Below are 18906 nucleotides of genomic sequence, written 5' to 3' on the forward strand. Positions count from 1 at the left end.
ATGCCGAGTTTGGCTCCGATGCGTGACGACATAGTCCCACTGTCTTTGTAGCGTCGAAACATGCTCTTACAGAGGGATTCTCGTAGCATTGTCGGTCGGGACCGCCTACTCGTCGGGATCTACGTGGCACTCGCCGCGTACACGGCCGTGTACGTGATGACCACCGAATTGACCACGCATCGGGTGTGGGGAGTGTGCGCTGTCACTGGCTATCTCGCTGCGGGTGCGGTCCTGTTGCGATCACGTAATCGACCTCGAGCGGCTGGTGTCGCTGTGTTGGGCGCTGTGTTGGTTCCGATGATCGTGCTGATCGGGGGCGCACTCGCGCAGCTCGAGGTTGCAGTAGTCATCGACTCGGCCCGCCACTTGCTCGACACCGGCAGTCCATATGTCAATGACCCTCACGAGCTGACTCAGTACAACCCGTACCTTCCGGCGATGGCGTTGTTCGGGCTGCCTGGCGTCGTCCTGGAGGGTCCGCTCGGGGACCCCAGAGTCTGGTTCGGAGTGTTCTTCGCCGCCTGTGTGCTCATCGTTGTTCGGCTGACGAGATCCGACCGGGGACGAATCGATCAGGAGTCGTTCGGGAAGCTCGGGCTTCTCACAGCGTCCCCTCTCATCGCGATTCCGCTGTGCACAGGTGGGGTGGATCTGCCGGTCATCGGTGCTTGTCTGCTCGGTTTGGCGCTGATGGCGGCAGACCGCCGATGGGCCGCGGCTGCTGTGTTGGCGTTCGCATGCGCACTGAAGTGGACCGCATGGCCGGTAGCCATCGTCGCGTTGGTACTACATCGTCAACGCGCCGGTACATGGTCAGCAGTGCGGGTCAGTGCGGTGTCCGTTGCTCTGGCGGGAGCGGTAGTCGTTCCTCCAGTGATCCTCGATGGCGGCGCACTGGTGGAGCACACGGTGTTGTTCCCACTCGGTCGCGCAGACGTTCCGACTCCGGCAGGCTCGTCGGTGATCGGCGGCGCGTTGGCGGAAGCGGGCGAGTACGGCCACATCGTTTCTTTGCTCGCACTTTTCGTCGGTGCCATCGTCATCGGAATCAGACTGTGCGTGAAACCACCGCGCACGTTCGCGGCGGCCTGCTCGATCGCTGCACTCGGGCTCACCGTGCTGTTCCTTCTTGCCCCTTCGGCCAGGTTCGGGTACTTCGCCTACCCTTTGATGTTCTGGGGAATGGCGTGGATTGCGAGGGTTCCCGGAACGGACACCGCCGTCTCGAGTCCCAATCGTGAAAGCGAGCGGGTCGCGGCATGAGCCGGACCTTGATCGTGACCAACGACTTCCCGCCGAGGCAGGGCGGCATCGAAACGTTCGCATCGGAAATGGCTCACCGCTTTCCGTCCGAGTCGATCGTGGTCTACACCTCGGCGGAACGCGGAGCAGCCGCATACGACGCTTCGCTTCCATTCTTGGTCATACGGGACCGCAGCCGAACCCTGCTTCCGACGGGACGGGTGATGCGCAGGGCAGGTCGAATCGCGCTCGAACACGGCTGCGATACCGCGTGGATCGCTGCCGCAGCTCCCCTGGGCCTGATCGCTCCCGCGCTTCGGGCCTGCGGGGTGAAGCGGGTCGTCGCCACCACTCACGGGCATGAAACATGGTGGGCCAAGGTTCCTTTGACGCGGTGGGGATTGCACACAATTGGCCGTTGGGTCGACGTGCTGACGTACATCTCCGGCCATACCTACCGCGCAATCCTGCCAGCGGTTACGCCCGATACAGCGTTGGTGCGTTTGAGCCCGGGCGTCGACGTCGAACAATTCAACCCCGTGCGCGGCTCCGTGGCGGGCCCCGATCCATCCCCGGACGGCAACAGCGGCGTGATCGTGTGCACCGCGCGTCTCGTCCCGCGGAAAGGCCAGGACTCGTTGATTCGTGCGCTTCCTGCGGTTCTGGAACGACATCCCGACACCACGTTGCTTCTCGTCGGCGACGGCCCTGACCGTCGACGTCTGCAGCGTCTGGCCCGGACAAAGGGCGTGGAGAACGCGGTGACCTTCGTTGGGGGACTTCCGCACGAGCTCGTTGCGCAAGTCCTCGCCGGCGCCACGATCTTCGCGATGCCGTGCCGAACGCGTCGCCTGGGACTCGAAGAGGAGGGACTCGGTATCGCATACCTGGAGGCCTCCGCCATGGGACTGCCGATCATCGCGGGTGATTCCGGAGGTGCCCCCGAAACCGTGCAGGCAGGCCGAACTGGCTATGTAGTCAAAGACGTCGAGCAATTGACCCAAGCCATCGTCGAACTCCTCGACAACCCGGTCCGCGCCCGCGCGATGGGTGAACGCGGACGCAGTTGGGTTGCGGCGCAATGGACTTGGAATACCGCGTATTCAACTCTTCTCACTGCTCTGTTCCCGAACGTCCTGGCAGACGGCCAGGATCGGTCGAGTACGCCACAACAGTGATTCGCAAAACCGCCTGACCCTGCGATCTAGACCTACAGCTCAGAGCGGTGGCGGTAACTCGGGGCGGGTGTGAGCCGGTCCGGGCACGAGAGCTGCAACACCGGAGTCGCCGGAGCTTCGAGGTGGGGTGAGATTGTCGCATTGGGCTCAAGGCTTCGCTCCATTCGCGTTGGCCACTGGCTTGCGTATCCGCCCGGGAAGCGTTTGGGCACGCGATATGTCAACCTGACCAGCGAGGTCACGGCTACGGCCGACGCGGATCGGAGTTGGGCTGGAGAAGGTGCCAGCTTCATCGAGGTCTGAGTGTGGTGACGCCGGACGTCTTATCGAGCTCCGCTGTCATCGCTGCGTTGTCGAGGGTGAGTTGACGGATTGCGTTCGCGTAGATCGCCACTAGCTTTTTCAGGTCGGAGTTATCGCGCCGCAGTCGAGCGAGATCGTCTGCTGCACTGTCTTTTCGGCTGACCTGTGTCGCTGCCCGACTCTTGTTTTGTTGCTGGAACCAGGTGATGAGGGCGGGATAGTTCCGGTAGAACGTCGCGTGGGTAATGCCGAGACGGTCCTCTACCGAGGTGACGGTTGCTCGACGCCCCGATGTTTCGCATTCGGTAAGCACGCCATCCATCGCGGCCTGGACTGCGGCGTCATCGGGGAGTGGTTTCTTCACGGTGCTGTGAGTGAAACGTTGTGCTCGTCGGTGAGGAATTCTGCGATTTCGGATCGTTTGAGTTGGAGGCGGTGACGAACATAGGGGCCCAGACGGACGGTGTCGGAGAGTTCGCGGTCGTAGGACTGCAGCGCTTCCTTCATCTGCTCGCGGTTGCCGGTGGTCAGTGCTGCGTTGCGGCAGCGCAGTGGTTGGCAGTCCGGCAGTGACGGTCCGTCTCGTCCGTCGCTTCGTCGGCAGAGCGCGCGGTCGGGGTTGTGGACGCAGGTCACGAATTCGCCTGGGTAGATGTGGGGGTCGTGACGTGCCATGTGGCGTTGCATTCGTTTGGGGTCGTTGATGACCGTGCCGTCGAATCGAACGTGACGCTCGAATTCAGCGAGCCGTCGTTCTGCCTCGGCGGCGGCGGGTCCGGTCAGACGGTGCAGATCCGGGTTGGTGATCAGGTCGGCGAGCTTGTCGCCGCGGGCGATGTCGTCTTCGGCTTCGTCGCGGAACCCCGACTGGGAGGTGCCGGCGTAGCCCTCGAACATCTGGACGCGCACGTGGCGATATTGCAGTGCCCCGGCGATGCTCCCGCCGGGGCGTCTCGCGATGTACCAGGCCAGGGTTCGCCGGAACTGTCGGCTGCTCAGCTTCCATGCCGCGCCATTGACCTCGGGAATCCGATCGCGGTGACCGAGTTTGCTGCTGAATTTGTCGATCCAACTTACGAAGTCGGCCAGGTCGCGGTTCGTGGCAGCGGTAGATTTCACATGGTTGGGCCGCGGGCTGCCGCTTCTTCTCGAGGTCGGGGGCAGCGCAAACAGGTATTTCTCCGTCGTGGGTTGCAACCGTTCCAGGACTGCAACTGCCCGTTGTGCAGGCGCGGTAACGACCCAGGTGGCGGCGACCCCGGTGGCCTGTCGTTCACCTTTGAACGCCACTCCGGTTATCCGGTGCCTTGCGACCTTTCCGGTGTCGTCCCGCCATACCGATACGCATCCTCGCTGTAGGTGTTTGACCTCGCTGTCCCGCATGCCGGAGAGGTAGATGATCACGATGTAGCAGGCGATGTACAGCATCCTGGTGAGTTCTTCGAGTTCCGCATATCGGATCCGTCCCCGCCAGAGTTGTCCGTCCAACAGTCCGTCGATCGGTGCCCGCAGGTAGGTGTCGTCGTCGATCCCGAGCTCGGCGACGGCAGCGATGATGACCGCGCCGGCGGGCCGGGTCGGGCCGACGACCGAGCGGCCGAGATTGGCTTCGCGGCGCAGGTGACTCAAATTCACCGTTCCTTGGTAGGCCGGAAGCGCGCGTCGTTCACCGCGATAGCGAGCTATTACCCGGGAGATCGCCGCGACGTTGGCCCGTGTGTCTGTCTGCGGCCCTCGGCGATCTTGTCCCGGCGCGGCCGGGGGTCTTTGCAGCGTGTGCCACTCTGCCCCGGCGCGGAGCACATCGGGTGCGAAATCGTCGACCCATCGCATGGCCCAGACCAGTAGCGGTGCGTGCACCTGCTCGGGTATGCGGGCGGTCTCGTTCTCGTGTCCGTGCTGGGAGTGTCCGGACCGGGGTGTATCGAGGGCGGCGGCCGGATCGAAGGTCAAAGGATCATCGAGGTGTGCACGGCAGAGCCACAGCAGCTGAAAGGCCCGCGGAAGGTGCGCTCTGCTTCCGTCGGTGAGGCGGAGCTCGTGCACATGCTGCTTGAAGGCCCGTAGGTCGTCGCGCGTGATCGCGGAGATCGAGCGTAGGCCACGGTTGTCGACCCAGCGCAGGACCGCACCCACTTGCCCGGACAGGTTTGCGACCGTGTCGATCGCCTTGATGCGTTCGCACCCGCGAGGACGATCCGCCCGGAGCAATGCGTAAGTAACCTGTTTCGCGACCTCGCGAAAACTCTTAGGAACATTGGTGAAGTCGATGGATATCTGCTTCTGGTGTTGTTGTCGCTGTGCGGGTCCCAGCCTCCACACCGTGTCCGAAAAGCGTGCCGTGTCTTCGAGTACCGCGCCCGGTCGCAAAGTTCGGTCCCCGAGCACCAGCGTTTCGGCAGATATCCGTGCTGGCCCGGGGTGGGGTGCTGGCAAGCTCATGCGAGTTCCTTCAATCCGTCGAGCAGGTCGGCGGGTAGGTCGTCAGGTTTCGCGGCGCGGGCCTGTTCCTGTTGCGCATCAGTAAATTTGGGAAGTATCAGGCGGGTGATGATCAGCCAAGTGACGCCGTGCCGACCACACCAATCGTCGATGTCGCGTTGGTCGAGATCACGTTGAAGCCAGTCGAGCAACGAGAAAAGGTGGGGGAGGTGGCGTTCGGTGACCAACGCGTTCGGGCAGCGCAGGCAGGTCAGGAAGGACACCCCACACACTCCGCCGCCGCTGAATGGGCTGTGCTCGAAGTCCAGACACGAACTCACCAAGGTGTCCAGTTCGCCGTCGACTGCGCGCCGGATCTGATCGACCGAAACACCCAGTCCGGCGGCGGTGCCAGTTGGATCCGACACGAATGCAGCCGCCCCAGTGGGTCCGAGAATTCTCCCACGGAAGGCATGAGCATTGTGTTCTGCCTCGTGGAGTGCTTCGGTGAGTACCTCATCGGCCCAGTCACGCACCCTAGGATCGCTACGCAGGTAGTGCAGAAATGACACATCCGGCGTGTTCGTTCTCGACGCAGACCTGAGATGCCCTCCGACAGCGCGTGTTCGACGCACTTCCACCGTGGTTTTCAGACGGTTCATCGACAACACCAACGGTTCCGCCCCCGGACCATTGCCGTCGGCTGTCAGACCATGCTGCGCAACCCACTTGCGATGCTCGAGCCATCGGCCAACCTGCAGATCGAAAGGGTCGATGTGACCGTTGGCTGCCGAGCGCGTCCGGATGAAGTCCGCTGTTCCTCGCATGTTGTCACGTGTCCAAATGGACCACACCCGTCGGCTACCGCTGAATGCTCTGCTACTGCTGGTCAACTCGTGGAGCAGTAGGAAGAAGCCGCCGGGGGTGTGCAGTCCGGAGTCGTTCGGGCCGCCCTCCCAGTGCACTGTTTCGCAGGTACGAGCCTTTCCTCGCCGGCGCTTGATCACGTTGACCGCTACCGCGCGATCCTCCAGAACGCGGTGCTCGGGCGAAAGCTCCTTGATTGTTTCGCTGTTACGGCCACTGAGTCCGACGCCCAGCACGAGCAGGGGCAGCACGTCGCGGGTCGTGAGAAATAGTTGACCGGCCTTCGTCAGCCATCCGGCCAGGTCGGTGACAGATCCGGAGACAGTGCTCGGGCGTTGCGGTGGTGTGACGGCACCGGTGCTCGCCATCTCCGCCAGATGCGCGGCTCGCTCGCGTTCTGCCGCTGAAAGCGTGTGCGGCTGCAGCTCGAACACGGACAGCAATCGCCGCGACGACCGCAGCCGCCCGCGAAGGGCAGCGACGTCCGAACGTGCCGCTGCCATGATCGCCATGAACTCGCGGTCCGAGTATCCGGGAGCCGCGCCGGCCCCGGGTCGGTGAGGTTCATGGAAGTCACCCGGTCGCGCTACGTATTCTGCGACCTCCCAGTGCAATCGGGTGACCGGCAGGTGGCGAAGTATCAGTTTCACTGCAGCCATCTGTTGGGTCACGCGCGTCGCAGTGGTTCTTTTGAGCTGCAGTGCGCGATAGTGCTCGAGATTCGCCACCGTCACTCGGTCCAAACAGACAGGCGGCTGTGGGAGATCGCCGAGGAACCTCAGGAAACGCTGCAGAGTGATCCACCCGTTGTCGGCACCCGAACGGGTGCGCACCTGACCCACCGGCCCGATTCGAGCCGCCCATGCGACAGCCAGATCGGCGTGAAGCTCAGGGCAGGGCAACCGCGCGAACGAATAGTGCGCTGTCCTGTTGTCCTCGCCGTAGAACCGCACAACCGGCGGGTCGCCTGCTGATTGCTCGGTGACATCGGGCTGGTAGTAGCCATCTGGATGCGGTGCCACGTGATGCAGTCCCGCACGGCGCACTTGGCCGTTGATCGGCTCAGACAACGCAATTGTCCGCGCAGGATAAGTCGGGGTCGACTCGCTTCTCGACAACGGTGGGCTCCCACCCGTCGGGGACCAACGCCACGCGCGTCTCCATCTCCAATTCCGAGAGGGTGTGCAGGTAGATCTGTGTCGTCTCGATCGAGCGATGCCCCAATCGAATGCGGATCCAGTTCAGCGGGTCGCCGAACACACGTTGGTACGTCTCGCGCTGAGGTCCCGACATCGGTGTCAGCTCCTTGATATGCCCGCGCCACAGTTGTTCGAGAGTGATCACGGCAAACGAATGCCGAAGCATGTGCGGATGACACCGGATCGGGACCTCGCGGCGCACACAGCGGCGGTTTGCTGTCTTGAACACTTCCTGCCACGCGGACGGCTTGCTCGGAAGACCGTCCTCGTTGATCCACAGGGCAATTGGCTCCAAGCCCTCGCGGCACTCGATGAAAGTACGGCGCCGCTCGTCGTGGGTGAGCTTGGCAGCGTCGACCCGTTCGCCGCCGATTCGAACGAACGGCCGAAGCCGATTGGCAACGATCAGCGGACTCCGAATCTGCTCGTACGCGCCGTTCGCCTGGGCCATCTCGATGGCTTCCGCCCGCTCTATCGCGATGTAGTTCCATACCTCGGTCAACGTCGACATCGGGAAGTAGATGTGGCGGGCCGATCCACCCTTGGCGATACTCCGCGGAAGCCACGATCGAACGTTCAACGTGCCCGCTACTGGGTGAGGGAATTCGAACACACTCAAGCTTGTCTGCTCGGACAACCGTAAACCGGTGCGAATCATCAGGTCGCAATAAGCCCCGTTCCGTGAGGCAAACCGTCCGCGGAACGCCGGATCCGGCAACCCTGCCATGTCGAAACCTCGGACACCTATATCGCGCCACCGCCGATACGTGGCCGGTGGGAGCCACGCGACGTCATTGACTCGGCCCCTGTGCGATGACTCTGCCGGTGTTTGACCGCGGGGTCTCCGTGGATCTCGGCTGCGAGATAGGCGCTGCACGAACGGGTTACATGCGGCGTGCCCGCGTACGACTGCCCAGCGATAGAACTGGTTCACCGTCGCTACCTCACGGTCCCACGTCGTAGCTTCTACTCGTGCGCCCGCCGGGTCGAGCAATCGCCAATGCTTGTACGCATCACGATCGCCTGGCGTTGCATCAGTCCATGATCTCTGGGATCGGTTGTCCCATAGGAATTTCAGGAACCGTTTCAGGTCGTACGCATACGCTGCCTGGGTGGTCGGCGGTGCGTTGATCAACTCCGTGGTGAAAAAGTCGTTCAGGCGTACGTCGTATCGTCCGGACGGATCGATCAGGTACGGAGTGCCATCCGGCGTTTTGCCGGTGTGAGGCAATCTGTCGAGATCCTCCGATTCAGCCCCCGGGTCGTTCACTGACCGAGGTATAGGCAACTGCTGACGAGTGAAAAACAGTCGCCAGCCCAATACGCCGGAACCCCCCGAATGCACAGCCGCAAGCTATCACCGATACCTGCGGACAAAGTTCAGAACCGCATAACGCCTCGATCACCAATGGTGCCCCGCCGACGCCGCCCAGCCCGTCGAGTAGCTACCGGAGCGGGGTGTTCGGGCTGGCCGATCAGTCTTGTTCTGTAATCGGTGTTTTCCGATGGGCAAGTGCGTTACTCATCAACGCATCCATCCATTCCCGTGTCATGTCCAAGCCTGAGTGGTTTTCCAGCAGTTCAGCGGCGGTAGCCGCCACCTTCTGTGAGAATAGAGCCAGAATGCTGATTGACTCGTGCGCCACCAGAGTCGTCACCACATTCAGTGCGTCACCACGCGCGCGTTGCAAGGCGTACGGCTCGTGAGCGTCGAGCTGCAAGTCCTTCAGGAGCTCTCTTGCGCCTTCCCAGTTAGGCTTTTTGTGGGCGTGCGCGTATGCGCCCAATACTCGATTCCAAGCCGACAGTCGACTCCACCCGGCGGTCTCTATCCACCGCTGGGGCTTGTTGTGTACGGATTTTTCAAGGCGCTGCGCTTTCTCCGGTTTCGTCCGGTGGACTCTTGATCGAGCGATTTGTTCGAGCGTGCATCGAAGCGAGGCCATCGCCCGGTCGTCGTCTTCCAACCACAGCCAGTATGCGGACCGCAACGTCGACGACACCAGAGCCAGTGGAGTCGATGCTGCTGGTAGCAGAGGACCGTTGCGTGTCCACAGAGCAGCAAGAGCTGCCAACTCGGCAACCACGATGTAGTTCGTCCCGCGCGAGGCCACCGAGTCAATGTTGAAATCGTCGCCTAGTTCGTCTCGCTCGGCGGCGAGGGCTCGTAGCGCAAACGATGCACTCGCCTGGCGATGAGCGCCGAAGGCTAAAGTCGCAAGCTCGTCGTCCCGATACAAGCGACCTGCGGGCCGATGATTCCAGGCCAGCGACTCGTACGTGGATCGTTGATCGTCTAGGTAGCGAACAAACACCGGCAAGAGGCCTTCATCGGGCGACAATGGCATGACTGTAGGCAATCTCGGCAGTACGAACGATGCCGAATAAGGGAGGGCATCATCTGGTGGTTCTTCACACGCGACGTCAGCCGACGGCCGTACGGCAAGGTTGATACTTGCTATCAACGTCACGGCGTCCTCGGGATCGCCCTGCCGATACAGGCCAGCAGCCGTCATGTACTGGATCTGGGTAAGGCTCAAGCTCAACGCGTCCGCTATGCAGTCCACCGCGCCGTATACGACACTTGGTACATCGAATCTGCTCAGGAGCGCGGCCGACTCCCACCACATGGCTTCCTCGAAGAGTCGCGCATGCATTATTTCGCTGAGAACGCCGTAGACGACGGCTGGGCATACTTCACGTCCGTTCGCCAGGACGACGTGCTTATGAGGTGCGGTTGGCTCCTCTGTGCTTGCGGAGCTGTCGTCGCCCTCGATATCTTGCGCAGTAGTCGGGTCTGCGTCGCCCTCGATGTTGGATGATTCCGGCGGTGCGCCAGGATTTGGCATGCGCTCGGCGTATGCGGTCCACGCACGCGCGATGAAGTCCTCCACTTTTTCAGACGGATGTTGCTCGACTCCGACGACAGGTGCCATGACCGCAGTCCATCGTTCGAGTTGTTGTCGGGCGATCGTGGCAGCGGCCACCACTTGTCCTGCGAGAAGCAGTCGGGTGGCCGCGACGCAGCTGTCCACTCCCCAACCGAGGTCGTGAGGCCATTTGCCATAATAGGCTGACGGTGCGCGATCCAAAGTGAGGTTCAGCTTGCGATGCGCGATATCCAGTATTGCTATCGGTGCCAGAAAAAGGATTGCTTCGAATCGGAATCCATCCGGCAGCTTCTCCGTGTTCTTCATCCTGACGTTGTGGCGCGCAATCAGAGTCTCGGCCAATCGATCGGGTCCAGATCCGCACATGCGCTCGTAATCGCGCACTTTGGTGCCGACTCGCCGTCCACGGTCATCTTTGCGCTTCGCTTTGCGTTCTGCGCTGCTCAGATGGTCCATATCGCCAGGCGACGGAATGCTTGCTCTGTCCATTCGTGCAGCCTACGAGGTCGAGCAATGCTAGGTCGCCGAATGCAGTCAGCCAGCTGTAGAGTGGTCCCAGCATGCACGACGCCTCCGGGGTGATTGAGGCGAGGTCTTGAATCGTTTTGGCCGGTGATCCGGGAAGTGCTATCGCAGGTATCGAAGCGGTCAATTCCGTAAGGTCTGCCGGGCAGCGGCGCGGCAGAATTGATGCGACAATAGGACTACTTAAAGTATCTGCCTTCTACTCTTCGCAGAGTTCGTTCTCATCGTTTGGAGGAATGGGTTGCTCAAGCGAAAAGGTGAATTACCTGCTATAATTGGTGGATGCCGGAAAAGCATCGGTAAATCTATTGAATGGAGGATCTATTTGAATCATGATAGATAAATTATACACCTTAGCGGCGATCATTGTTGCCGTGACAGAAGTAATTAAGGCAACAACGGGATTGGTTGTAGCAGCGTCTACATTGATCCCTTCGATATTAATGTTGATTTGCATTATTGCGGCGCTTTAATCGATGGAAAGACCCGTCACTCGACCTAGGGTGGCGGGTTTTCTGTATCTGTAATGTCGGTTTTCATGGTCGTGTTTTCGTTTCGGTCGGTCAGTGGTTAAGAATGCTGGTCGTGGCGACTTCGGCCAAGACGTCAATCCTGACAGACAGAATAGGCCTCTAAAATTCCAAATCCCACGCACGTTACAGCGTTCCGAGCAGTTCCATCCAGGGATAAAGCCGAGAGGTCAACCGGCCGGTGAACTAGCGAGTTCCTGAACGGGTAGTCGAACTGGAGTAGTTTGCGATACGTTGGGTCAGCTGTTCTGCGACCGCCTCGGTGGAGGCGGGGTTCTGTCCGGTGATGAGCGTGTCGGTGATTTCGATGTGCTGCTGCCACGGGTGTCCTGCGGTGTACGTGCCGCCCCGGCGCTGGATTTCCTGCTCGACGGTGAAGGGGAGCGTGCCGAGCAGTCCTACATCGGCTTCCTCTTGGTCCGAGAAACTCGTCATCGTCAGGGCTGCATACGGCCACGTTGCTCCGGATGCTGTGTCGGCAAGCAACGCCGCAGTTCCATGGCAGACCGTCGCGATCGGGGTCCCCTCCCGTCGGAGCGCGCGGAGAAACTCTCCAACGTGAGAGTTCTTGTGCAGGTCCACCACTGGCCCGTAGCCGCCGGGCACAAAGATCCCGTCGACGGTAGAGGGGTCAACCGTTTCGAGCGCGGCCGGCGCGCGCAAATTTTCGCTCAGACCGGATAGGTACGTTCTGTACCCGTCAGGGTCTGGGCTGTGAGGGGCGTGCATGCTGTCGGGCTCGACGTGCGCAGCGCCGCCGCCGGGTGTCGCGATGATCGTCCGTATGTTTGCGGCCGTGAAGATTCGATGGGCTGTGATGAACTCTTCGGCCCAGAAGCCGCATGGTTGAGTGGAGCCGTCATTGAGCGTCAGAATGTGGGCTTCGGACAGCAGGATCGTGATGGTCGACGTTGGTGTCACCGTTGTGCGTCTTTCTCTTCGCGGTAGAGACCGAGGGCGGTCATCGCGGGCGCGTCGTTGAACTCGAACAGCACGGCTGGAATGTCGGTGTCGTTGACGTAGCTGACAGTCGACCACGATGGAACGGCGAGGCTGTCTCCTTCGCTGCACCGGAACGGCTTTCCGTCGACGTGGATGGTGGACAACCCTTGTGCCCCGATCAAGACGGCGGAAGCGGTGCGCCGCATCGGTTGTGTTTGGATCCCTGCAGGTAGGAGTGTGAATGCAGCATCGATGACCGGTGTGACAGGGTCGTGGGTTCCTTCTGCGTGCAGGGTGTGTCGGTATGCGTGGTGCGGGTCGGCCTCGTGGGTCCGCTGTTGCTCACCGAGAGCGCGAAGTACGTTGTCCCACTTGTAGAGCAGCGGCTCGCTCAGGTTTCGGTGGTGTCTGTCTTGCGCGAAAATGTGGGGCTCGAGGTGGGTGTTGTCGGTGTGGAGCTCGAACTGTGTCGCGGCGAGGGCGGCGACGAGGGGGTCGTTGGTGCAATCCTGCCAGATGGCGGGGGAGTCGGTGGGGCTGTCGTTGCCGTGCTCATGCCATTCGCCGGCGGGGGTGATCACCACGTCGCGAGGCTCGAGATACATCTTGGTTCCACCGACGGCCGTCCATGCCCCGTCACCCTCGTGCATGTAGCGCAGGGCCGTCGGCGCGTGCCGATGCGGGGTCATACCTTCACCGCGGTTGATGATCTGCAGCCCCGAATAGAGATATCCGACGGCGGCCTCGCGGGCATGGCCCGGATTGGCGAGGGTCAGTACCCGTAGAGCTGCTCGGTCGCCCTTGACCATGTCGGCGGCCGCGATCGCGAGCGGTCGAAGCTCGGCATAACTCCAGTGCACGGCATGGGAGTCGGGGGCCGGGGCCCACGGCAAGTTCTCGTTGGCCGCGGACCACCGCCCGATGGCGGAGATTGCTGCCGCCTTCTCGTGCAGCATGGCCTCGGTGGAAATGGTGGTGGTCACGATGCAGGTACCTCCTGTTGGGTGACGGTCACTGAAGCGAGTGGTCGGGGTGTGCCGACGACGGCGTCGGCTGCCTCGGTAAGTTCGGCAACCAGTTGGTCGATGTGGTCGGCAGTGGTGTGGATGTTGCCGATGGACACTCGGATGACGTAGTGGCCGTCGAGCTCGGAGTGGGAGAGCAGCGTCCGGTGGGTGCTGTTGACGGTCTCGAGGATCTTCCGCGTCGCCTGTCCGTCGGCAGAGGAGATCCGGAGGCAGAGCAAGGGGAGCGGCGAATCGTTCGCGAGATGCCACCGCGGGTCTGCGGCAAGGGCGTCTCGCAGCCTCGTCGCCAGGGTGAGACTGTGTTCGAGTCGAGTTCGGATGCCTCGTATTCCGAAGGCGCGCAGGGTCCACCACAGTTTCAGAGCTCGGAATTGTCGCCCAAGGTTGAGGGTGTAATTCATGTAGTCGATACCGCCGGTGGTGTCGGTACGCAGGTATTCGGGAACCAGTGTGAAGGCGGCTTCGAGTGCTCCGGGGTGACGGCAGAACAGTGCCCCGCACTCCATAGGGGTGAAGAGCACTTTGTGTGGGTTGGCGACGAGAGAATCGGCGGCCGCGAGTGACGGAAGGACCTGCGCGATGGCCGGGGCTATGCGCCAGAAGCCTCCGTACGCGGCGTCGACGTGCAGCCACACTCGGTGGTCGCGGCACACGGCCGCAATCGCCTCGACCGGGTCGAGAGCACCTGAAGTGGTCGTACCGACGGTGGCGACAACAGCGATCGGTGTGTAACCGTCCGCGACGTCCGATCCAATGCGAGTCGACAGAGCAGCAGGATCGAGTTGGCCGCTAGCGTCGGTGGGTAGGCGTACGACATTGTCGAGCCCGATGCCGAGAGCGATCGCAGCTTTGTCGACCGACGAGTGGGCCTGGTCGGAGGCGTAGATCCGGCCGGGTTTCTGGCCGGATGTTCCGTGATGTCGAACCTCGGGCTGTGCCCGGTGGCGGGCGGTGGCCAACGCGTAGAACGTGCCCAGTGATGCACCGTCGACGAGCAGTGCGTCTGCGGCGGGGTAGTCGAGCAGTTCGGCGAGCCATCTGGTGACGGTGTCTTCGACGGCGGCAGCCGAGGGCGCGCTCTTCCACAACATGACGTTGACGTTCAATGCCGCAGCGGTCATCTCGGCGAGGATGGCCGGTCCGGAGGAACTGTTGCTGAAGTAGGCGTGGAATCGTGGATGGTTCCAGTGCGTCAAATGCGGAACGACGTTGTTCCAGGTGTCGTCGAGTATGTCGGCGAAATCTGTTGCCTCGGACGGCAGCTCGCTGTCGATCGCGTCGGCGACATCGGCCGCATCGGCCGGCGTCGTGACGGGCACGTCGTCGAGCGCGGCGAAGTGTCGACATATTCGATCGAGGGTGTCGGTGCCGAAGGCTTTGAGCTGCTCGGGAGTCCAGTCGCCAGTCGGCTTTGTTGGGTCGGGGGTCATTCGACGTCGACCGGCAGCTCGTGGGCGAAGACGACCTCGCGGGGGCGTTCGCAGTACCGGCGGTAGAAATCTTCGAGTAGTGGCGTCTCCGATTCGAGGAGGTGCGTGGCGTGCTCGGCGCTTTCCCAGGGGTAGGTCATCGTTACGCGTTGGGGGTCCGATGCGTGCTGGAAGAAGCGCGCGTGGCCCGCCCACCCCGGGTGGTGGTGTGCGTTGTCGTCGAGGAGTTCGTCCATTTCTTGCAGGACCGAGAGGGCGTTCTCGGCCGCTTCGGCGGTCAGGTGCCAGGTTTCGATGACGGTGATCATGAGAGGGCGAAGCCTTTCTGTTTCAGTTGCTCTGACCGGTGCTGTCGAAGTGCTCTTGCAGCAGTGAATCGCCGCCGGGGACGAATCGTTGGCAGATGAGTTGGTGGGCGCGCCGGTTCTCGGCCTGGCTCTTCCAGAGCCGTCGTGCGGAATCTGCTGCGACGCCGGGAAGTTCAGCCGTCTTGAGCGTTGTACGGACGATCTTGGCGCGGGTGAGCATCACGTCGTGATCCCGGTTGAACACGGCGGAGAACCCGGGTTCGAGCCAGGGCGGTTCCATGGAAGGCCGGACGAAGTCACGGTAGATCTCCGGTGAGAAATCGGACGCGTACCGCATGCTCTCGGTCGCCCCGGCGTAGAGAGTCCCTAGTTCGGTGAGTTGGTGGGCGAGAGTGGGCCACTGCTTGTTTGCAAGGCACTCCAGCACTGCCGCGAGCCGGCTGTTCATGGATATGACGAACAGGTGGAACAGGTGGTGGCCCTTCTTCCAGCGTGTGATCGCTTGTCGTGCAGAGTCGTTCGGAGCCTGCGGGGTGCGATTGTCCGCACTGTGGTCCGTCGGCGCTGCCAATTGGGAAGGATCTCGTTCCCGTGCGGACACGGCTGCTGCGGCGGAGGCATCGCCGACGACTACGGCCAGGGCGTCGAGTAGGCGGAGTCGTGAGTCGTTGTCCAGAGTGGACTGCGGCAGATCTGTGGTGATGGCGGTGACGACGGTCAGTGCGCTGACCGCCCACGCGTGCGGGTCGTTGCTGCGGGAGATCCTGAAGTAGGTGTCGTATTCGGCGCTGCGGGCGACAGGGATGGTGCTATCGGTGGGTAGGACGACTCGATCGATGCTCGTCGGAGATGGGGTCATGAAGGCCTCTTCCGTGGCTTGAAGTGGAGTCAGGGTGGTGGGGGTGTCGGGTTGCGGTCCAGACGGCTCCGACGACGACGGCGGCTCCGGCTAGTTGAATCCAGGTGGGTCGCTCGCTGAGGACAACGAATCCGAACGCGATAGCCAGCACAGGCTGCAGCAGGAGTAGGGCCGCGACGGTATTAGCCGCCAGCGATCGGGATCCCGAACTGATGAACAGCCAGGCGGCAACCTGTCCGAGCAAAGCGAGCGCGATCATCCATCCCCACGCGGCCGCGGAGATGTCGAGATCGAGGTCTCCGAGGCCTGCCGAGACAATGCCGGCAGTGACCGTTGCCGATGCGGTGGCCACACAGATCGGGGTGACCAGATGGCTGGGGCTTCGCTGGGTGGAGCGGCGGTTCAGGAACAGGTAGGCCGCGTACGCGGCACCGGCGGAGATTCCCAGGATGGACCCGCGGAGCGCGTTGTCGGCTCCTGTTCCGCCGATGAGTCCGCCGGCGAGTGCAACGCCGAGCAGCATGCAAGGCACCGCCATGAGGAATCGTCGGGGGATTGCGGTTCGATCGACGACGAGCGCGATCAGCGGCAGCACGACGACCTGGACATTGATAAGGACGGTGGCGATCGAGGCACCGACGTCGAGGATGCTCGCGGTCCACATCACGTAGTCCGCTCCGAGGAAGACTCCGGCACCAATGGCCATGGGATACAACCTCGTCGGCATTGCGCCGCGTCGGTGAAGTTCCCACAGCGCCATCGGAACGAGAGCCGCCAGCGCGATCAGACATCGTAGAAATGCCGCCGTCCCCGAGGTGACATCGGCGAGTTTGACGAAGGTTGCGGACAGTGACAGCGACGCGGCACCGGCGATGACCAGCGCCGCATTCCCGCCCACCCCCCGATCGGCGGCGTCAGCTCTCGGTATCGCGGTTCTGGTCACCTGGTCAAGGCAACCAGTTACAAACCGATAAGTCTACTAGCCAGTTCTACCGCTGAAACAGTAGTATCACTTATATGTTGTCGTGGGATCGGATGAAAGTTTTCGCCGCAGTAGCCGAACAAGGTTCGGTCACTCGAGCTGCAGAATCTTTACACCTCACCGGACCCGGAGTGTCGCAACACATCCGCAAGTTGGAGAAGGAAGCCGGCACCACCCTGGTCGAGAGAGAGGGAAGGTCGATACGGCTGACCCCCGCCGGTCGCGCACTGGCGACACGTGCGGCCGCCATGTCCGCTCTCGCCGAAGCCGCAGAAGACGACCTTGCCTCGATCGACACCGACGTTGCCGGAGCGCTGAGAGTAGGCGCGGTCGCAAGTGCATTACGTCGGCTGGTGGTCCCAGCTCTGGCAGACCTTGCTCGCACGTATCCACTGCTGCGCCCCGAGGTCGTCGACGGAGAAGGAATCGATTTGCTCGACCGCCTCCAGCACCGCACCCTCGATCTCGTCGTCTTCGAGTCCTGGGACCATCGGCCGGCGACGGTCCCCGCAGGTATCGACGTCCACACGCTCCACACCGAGGATGTACACCTCGCGGTACCGATCGAGGACAACCGTGAGATGGCAACCCTCTCCGGCGAAACGGAATCGATCTGGACGGTATGCCCATCAGGGTCGGATGCGCACTCCGCGCTCGTGCACGCATTGCGCGAAGCTGGAGTCGAACCGACGATCCGCTACGAGGTGTCCGACTACTCGACCCAACTGGCCCTCGTCGAAGCAGGTCTGGCCGTCGCGCTGGTTCCGGACACCGCGCGAGTCCGAACGGCCAGGGTGCGGTATCTGCCGACCGAGCCGGCCGTGACACGTTCGCTACGTGCGGCGAGCTCGACCCGAATCCCGGCAGTCGGCGCGCTCCTGAATGCGATGAACGTGATTCTCGCAGGCTGATTCCGCGGCCGATCTCACCCGTAACGCTCGGTTATCAGGACTGCTCAAAAGGTAACGGGCAGGCACATGACATCTGCGAAACAGGTTGTATGGCAGTGATTGTCAGGGCGCAGGTATGCGCTAGATCCGGGTTCACGGCCACCGGAGGCGGGGAGATCGAGAATGCTGAACGTCAGCAGGGCGACGGTGGTGGCCGAACACTGTCCGACACGCCCGTGGGATCAAGCTTCGTAGAATTCCCCTATTCGGGGAATTCTACGTTCCGTTCAAGACCTCCGCCATCGGTGCCATAATCGTTACGGTGCGGCGATGAACAGCATCACGCCCCATGAAATGACCCCACTCAGCCCGATTGCATCGGCAGGTTTGCTCGGATGAGCGGCGACGACGTGCTGAACTTCTGCTCCCTGGTAGTGGCAGTCACTGCCGTTATAGCGATCCGTTCCTTCACGGAGTTCCGATCCAAGCGGGTCACGATAGCCGTCTTCCTCGCGGTGTTTCTGCTCTTCAGGTTCGGTGTTCCTCGTCTTACGCCGTTCATCGGATGGCTGCTCGGTTTGTCCGCCGAGTAACGGTGGGGGCGGACGTGCAGAGGTGGCCCGCTGGCCGGGAGAGAAAGCAGAGCGATGTCGAGCGGTATCGTGCATCGAACGATCGATTAAAGGGTGGGTGCGAGTTGTGAGCTGCAGCGAACAGGGTTCGTTCGAGGACATCGTGCCGGGGCTTTTCAAGACCTCGAACGGCACCGCCGCCGACGCCGTGAACGGGTGTCTGGGGTACAAATCGCCCCAGGTCCAGCAAGTGACTGGGGTAACGTACCGCCAGCTCGACTACTGGGCCCGTACAGGGCTTGTGTCACCGTCGATCCGCCCTGCATCCGGTTCGGGATCGCAAAGGATGTATGCCTTCTCCGACATCGTGGTGGTCAAAGTGATTCGTCGTCTCCTCGAGGCCGGAGTGTCTTTGCAGAATGTACGCATTGCGATCGAGTGCCTGCGTGCGCGTGACGCCCAGGGGCTGGCGTCTGTAACTCTGCTCTGCGACGGTATTTCGGTGTACGAGTGCACATCTGACGACGAGATAGTGGACTTGCTACACGGTGGTCAGGGCGTGTTCGGCATCGCGATCGGACATACAGTCGCGGACGTGGCTGCCGATATCCGTGCGCTCCCTGCAGTTTCTGTGGGAAGCGACAAGGTCACCCGAATCGACGAACTGGGATCGCGACGCGACCGCAAGAGCGCCTGAAGTCGGCCCCGGGATGAGTACACACTTCAGTGCCAATTACAT

General features: G+C 62.1%; 16 protein-coding genes and 1 pseudogene. 5 read left to right on the top strand and 12 right to left on the bottom strand.

Annotation, left to right across the window (positions count from 1 at the left end):
• Positions 1 to 60 precede the first annotated feature (60 nt).
• The gene (locus tag CH296_RS26215) at positions 61 to 1263 is read left to right on the top strand and encodes a glycosyltransferase 87 family protein (RefSeq protein WP_015586189.1); all 1203 of its coding nucleotides are present in this window, start codon (positions 61 to 63) and stop codon (positions 1261 to 1263) included.
• Positions 1260 to 2420, top strand: a complete 1161-nt coding sequence (locus CH296_RS26220) for a glycosyltransferase family 4 protein (protein WP_015586190.1) — start codon at positions 1260 to 1262, stop codon at positions 2418 to 2420. Before CH296_RS26215 ends, CH296_RS26220 begins: the two co-directional genes overlap by 4 nt.
• Before the next feature lie 289 nt (positions 2421 to 2709).
• Here CH296_RS26220 and CH296_RS26225 read toward each other — a convergent pair whose 3' ends face one another.
• From CH296_RS26225 to CH296_RS26275, 12 genes and pseudogenes are all read right to left on the bottom strand, one after another.
• Complete coding sequence (locus CH296_RS26225) at positions 2710 to 3087, bottom strand: hypothetical protein (RefSeq protein ID WP_015586192.1); 378 nt, start codon at positions 3085 to 3087, stop codon at positions 2710 to 2712.
• The gene (locus CH296_RS26230; protein ID WP_094730801.1) at positions 3084 to 4859 is read right to left on the bottom strand and encodes a hypothetical protein; all 1776 of its coding nucleotides are present in this window, start codon (positions 4857 to 4859) and stop codon (positions 3084 to 3086) included. The genes CH296_RS26225 and CH296_RS26230 overlap by 4 nt, the downstream gene beginning before the upstream one ends.
• A gap of 302 nt (positions 4860 to 5161) precedes the next feature.
• Positions 5162 to 7081, bottom strand: coding sequence for a hypothetical protein (locus CH296_RS26235; RefSeq protein WP_015586194.1), 1920 nt, complete (start codon positions 7079 to 7081; stop codon positions 5162 to 5164).
• Complete coding sequence (locus tag CH296_RS29685) at positions 7074 to 7829, bottom strand: site-specific integrase (protein ID WP_230598334.1); 756 nt, start codon at positions 7827 to 7829, stop codon at positions 7074 to 7076. The genes CH296_RS26235 and CH296_RS29685 overlap by 8 nt, the downstream gene beginning before the upstream one ends.
• 294 nt (positions 7830 to 8123) lie before the next feature.
• A pseudogene (locus CH296_RS29930) lies at positions 8124 to 8555 on the bottom strand (site-specific integrase); the annotation flags it as partial.
• 130 nt (positions 8556 to 8685) lie between these two features.
• The gene (locus CH296_RS26245) at positions 8686 to 10590 is read right to left on the bottom strand and encodes a hypothetical protein (RefSeq protein ID WP_015586196.1); all 1905 of its coding nucleotides are present in this window, start codon (positions 10588 to 10590) and stop codon (positions 8686 to 8688) included.
• A gap of 752 nt (positions 10591 to 11342) precedes the next feature.
• Positions 11343 to 12077 carry a type 1 glutamine amidotransferase domain-containing protein gene (locus CH296_RS26250; RefSeq protein WP_015586197.1) on the bottom strand — a complete coding sequence of 245 codons (735 nt, stop codon included), beginning with the start codon at positions 12075 to 12077 and terminating at the stop codon, positions 11343 to 11345.
• A complete protein-coding gene (locus CH296_RS26255) occupies positions 12074 to 13081 on the bottom strand; it encodes a cupin domain-containing protein (protein WP_015586198.1) in 1008 nt (335 codons plus the stop codon). The genes CH296_RS26250 and CH296_RS26255 overlap by 4 nt, the downstream gene beginning before the upstream one ends.
• On the bottom strand, positions 13078 to 14556 hold the full coding sequence (locus CH296_RS26260; RefSeq protein WP_015586199.1) for a pyridoxal-dependent decarboxylase: 1479 nt from the start codon (positions 14554 to 14556) through the stop codon (positions 13078 to 13080). Before CH296_RS26260 ends, CH296_RS26255 begins: the two co-directional genes overlap by 4 nt.
• Complete coding sequence (locus CH296_RS26265) at positions 14553 to 14864, bottom strand: antibiotic biosynthesis monooxygenase (protein ID WP_015586200.1); 312 nt, start codon at positions 14862 to 14864, stop codon at positions 14553 to 14555. Before CH296_RS26265 ends, CH296_RS26260 begins: the two co-directional genes overlap by 4 nt.
• A 22-nt stretch (positions 14865 to 14886) precedes the next feature.
• Positions 14887 to 15723, bottom strand: coding sequence for a hypothetical protein (locus tag CH296_RS26270; RefSeq protein WP_015586201.1), 837 nt, complete (start codon positions 15721 to 15723; stop codon positions 14887 to 14889).
• Positions 15674 to 16666 carry a DMT family transporter gene (locus CH296_RS26275; protein ID WP_230591638.1) on the bottom strand — a complete coding sequence of 331 codons (993 nt, stop codon included), beginning with the start codon at positions 16664 to 16666 and terminating at the stop codon, positions 15674 to 15676. The genes CH296_RS26270 and CH296_RS26275 overlap by 50 nt, the downstream gene beginning before the upstream one ends.
• A 92-nt stretch (positions 16667 to 16758) precedes the next feature.
• Here CH296_RS26275 and CH296_RS26280 point away from each other — a divergent pair, with 92 nt between their 5' ends.
• The 3 genes from CH296_RS26280 (at position 16759) to CH296_RS26290 (ending at position 18864) form a co-directional block, all read left to right on the top strand.
• Positions 16759 to 17616, top strand: coding sequence for a LysR family transcriptional regulator (locus tag CH296_RS26280; RefSeq protein ID WP_158514280.1), 858 nt, complete (start codon positions 16759 to 16761; stop codon positions 17614 to 17616).
• Positions 17617 to 17990: 374 nt separating this feature from the next.
• Positions 17991 to 18188 (top strand): hypothetical protein, encoded by a 198-nt coding sequence (locus tag CH296_RS26285; RefSeq protein ID WP_032375875.1) that lies wholly within the window; start codon positions 17991 to 17993, stop codon positions 18186 to 18188.
• A gap of 106 nt (positions 18189 to 18294) precedes the next feature.
• Entirely contained in the window at positions 18295 to 18864 is a 570-nt protein-coding gene (locus CH296_RS26290) for a MerR family transcriptional regulator (protein WP_015586205.1), read from the top strand.
• The last annotated feature ends 42 nt before the right edge of the window (positions 18865 to 18906 follow it).

The sequence above is a fragment of the Rhodococcus sp. 14-2496-1d genome (genome assembly GCF_002259365.1).
Taxonomy (GTDB): Bacteria; Actinomycetota; Actinomycetes; order Mycobacteriales; family Mycobacteriaceae; genus Rhodococcoides.

Excerpts from the sequence above, each read along its gene's own strand:
- CH296_RS26270 (WP_015586201.1), bottom strand. The coding sequence starts at position 15,723 with ATGACCCCATCTCCGACGAGCATCGATCGAGTCGTCCTACCCACCGAT.
- CH296_RS26285 (WP_032375875.1), top strand. The coding sequence starts at position 17,991 with ATGAGCGGCGACGACGTGCTGAACTTCTGCTCCCTGGTAGTGGCAGTC.
- CH296_RS26245 (WP_015586196.1), bottom strand. The coding sequence starts at position 10,590 with ATGGACAGAGCAAGCATTCCGTCGCCTGGCGATATGGACCATCTGAGC.
- CH296_RS26215 (WP_015586189.1), top strand. The coding sequence starts at position 61 with ATGCTCTTACAGAGGGATTCTCGTAGCATTGTCGGTCGGGACCGCCTA.
- CH296_RS26265 (WP_015586200.1), bottom strand. The coding sequence starts at position 14,864 with ATGATCACCGTCATCGAAACCTGGCACCTGACCGCCGAAGCGGCCGAG.
- CH296_RS26280 (WP_158514280.1), top strand. The coding sequence starts at position 16,759 with ATGAAAGTTTTCGCCGCAGTAGCCGAACAAGGTTCGGTCACTCGAGCT.
- CH296_RS26220 (WP_015586190.1), top strand. The coding sequence starts at position 1,260 with ATGAGCCGGACCTTGATCGTGACCAACGACTTCCCGCCGAGGCAGGGC.
- CH296_RS26260 (WP_015586199.1), bottom strand. The coding sequence starts at position 14,556 with ATGACCCCCGACCCAACAAAGCCGACTGGCGACTGGACTCCCGAGCAG.